This is a genomic window from Nocardia asiatica NBRC 100129 (assembly GCF_000308415.1).
GTDB classification, from domain to species: Bacteria; Actinomycetota; Actinomycetes; order Mycobacteriales; family Mycobacteriaceae; genus Nocardia; species Nocardia asiatica.
Map to the genome: position 1 here is coordinate 1 of NZ_BAFS01000364.1, position 2429 is coordinate 2429.

Genomic DNA, 2429 nt, shown 5'->3' on the forward strand with positions numbered 1-2429 from the left:
CTGATCGGCACCACCGGATGTTCTCAGCCGCAATCGGTCTGGCCCGCCAGCTACCACAACGTGGCCGCTTCGCTCAGCGTGGTAGGCGGCATTACCGCGCATAACATCCTGGCAGCCGATAGTGGTGATCGGAAGGCGTTGCGTTCGTTCGGAGGTGCGGGATGAGCTGGCTCGGTAGAGGTTAGCGTCCTTTGCGGATGAGGGCGGTGAGCTGTTGACCCTCGGCGAGGGTGATCGGCCCGGCGCGGTCGGGTTCAGCGACACCAAGAGCAACAGCCAGCGTGCGGCCGTGCAAGTCGAGGGCGGCTTCGGACACAGCGGTCAGATCGGTGACAGCGGCACGGGCGTGAACCCACCCGATGACACCGATCCCGACGCCAATGGCAGCGGCGGGCCACCACAGGACGCCGAGGAGCAGATAGGGCCAGGCCCAGGTGCCGGTGGCTGCTGCGGCGGCGAAAGCGGCGTTGGCGGTGGTGATTTCGGTGCGGGTGGTGTCGGGGAGGACGAGCCAGAGGCGGGGCCAGGCGAAGGTCAGGTCGAGCCCGTAGCGGTCCAGGGCAATCTGTTCGAGGGCGTGGATGCGGTCACCCATCCAGGTCGGTCGCCCGGGTTCGGCCAGGGCGAGCCGGTTCACTTGTCTGGCGGCGGTGTCGATGTCGCGTTGCTGATCGAGGGTGCGGGACGCGGGCGGATAGGCCTGTTGCAGTGTGCGCCGCTGGTTGACCAGGGTGAGCCAGCGGCGGCGTCGGCTGGCGACGCGTCGGCGCTGCACCGGGGTCAGCAGGCGGGGCCAGGGGCCCAGCCACACCATTCGGGTCACTCCCGCCAGTGCCTGCACCGCCAGCCCGACGCCCGCGGCGGCCAGCAGCACCGCGATCAGCGCGGCGGCTTGGCTGCCGGGGGGTTGCCGGGCGATCCAAGCGGTGAGATCGGTTGCGGCCCTCCGTAACCGGGGGTAGTCGAGGGCGTGGTGCTGTCCCAACCGTATCCCGATCCCGGCGGCCGCAATGAACAGGGCGCCTGGAATGGCCAGCAGGGTGAGCCATCGTTCGGCAAGTTTTTTGGCCAGTTCCTGGAAGAAGGTGCCCACCGGCGTCTACTGTCGCCGCATCGGGGTGTCGGTGATCACGCAGCGCGGCACCGGCCCTGCCGGCAGGGGGACACACACGCGGTCGCAGGCATGGTCGGGGCAGCCGAAGGATTCCTCGTCCGCGTGCCCGCCACCGAACCCGGGCAGGCCAACGGCGATCATCTGCCGGGTTTCTTGCTGGCTGGTACCGACCAACTGGGCCAGCAGAGGCAGGATCGGCCGCCGTGCCCTCGCCTCGATTTCGATGCGTGCCAGCAACTCTCGGCGAGGTTCGGGCTGTAACGCACACTCTGTCCGTAGCGACTCCAACTCCCTACACAGCATCGACAGCACCGCCCGTTCAAGCCGCTCCAACCGACTCCCCTTCTCCCGCATGAACATCGACCACTGCGGCAGCCGCGGCAGTGGCGTGAGGTAAGGCCCTTCACGCGCACTCGATGATTCCACCAACCATGCGCATGCGAAAATGGCAGAATCACAATGTCATACAAGAAACGGGGGGATTCTGGCGTGTCGTTCGATGAGCGGCTAACGCGGATCCAACAGCGAATCACCACATACCACCGCTTACGTCGTGCCGAAACCGTCCTGAGTGACTCGGCGCTGGCTGAGGCCGCCATGCTGTGGCACGCCGCGCAACCGGCCGACGGTGATCACCTCGCGCCCGAAGGCAACCGGCGATTGGCAGCAGCTCATCACGCCCTGGGATGGCTGCACTTCTGTAGACACGACGCCCTACCCGCCGACCGGAATCTTCCGGAGTTGGCCCGCGCCATCGTATTCCTGGGGGCCCTGGCCCAGTACCTCGAGGCGATCCCCGAGCCGCTGCGCGTGGTCCTTGGTGTTTCTGCGGAGGCCTCCGCCCAAGCCGATCTCGCTACCCGGATGCTGAGCCATGCTGAAACCACGACCGATCCGGTCCTTATCCACGCCTCCATCAGCCTGCTCACCGCGGCCCTGGCAGCCACACCGGCCGGCCACCACCCCGACCAGGCGAGGTTCCTGTCCAACCTTGGCAACGCCTACCAGGCGCGGTTCGAGCACGGAGGGGCGATCGCTGACCTGGACCGCGCGATCGAGGCCGGTAAACAGGCAGTGGCCACCACCTCGGACGACTCCCCCACACGGGCGGGGCGCCTGTCCAACCTCGGTATCGCGTACTGGGTGCGGTTCGAGCATGGTGGGGCGATCGCCGACCTCGACCGCGCGATCGAGGCAGCTAGGCAGGCGGTGGCCACGACAACGGACGGTCACCTCAACCGGGCGAGGTTTCTGTGCGGCCTTGGCAACGGGTACCGGGCGCGGTTCGAGCATGGTGGGGTGGTCGCCGATCTGC

Annotated in this window: 3 protein-coding genes; 1 reads left to right on the forward strand and 2 read right to left on the reverse strand. The window is 67.5% G+C overall.

Features of this window, described 5'->3' with window-relative positions:
* Window positions 1-181 precede the first annotated feature (181 nt).
* Together ON27_RS29455 and ON27_RS29460 are read right to left on the reverse strand one after the other, a co-directional pair.
* Window positions 182-1093 carry a hypothetical protein gene (locus ON27_RS29455; RefSeq protein WP_043734909.1) on the reverse strand — a complete coding sequence of 304 codons (912 nt, stop codon included), beginning with the start codon at window positions 1091-1093 and terminating at the stop codon, window positions 182-184.
* Between the two features lie 6 nt (window positions 1094-1099).
* Entirely contained in the window at window positions 1100-1351 is a 252-nt protein-coding gene (locus ON27_RS29460) for a hypothetical protein (protein WP_245560286.1), read from the reverse strand.
* A gap of 252 nt (window positions 1352-1603) precedes the next feature.
* Here ON27_RS29460 and ON27_RS29465 point away from each other — a divergent pair.
* Window positions 1604-2429: tetratricopeptide repeat protein (locus tag ON27_RS29465; RefSeq protein WP_169334541.1), on the forward strand; the 826-nt coding region annotated here is incomplete at its 3' end.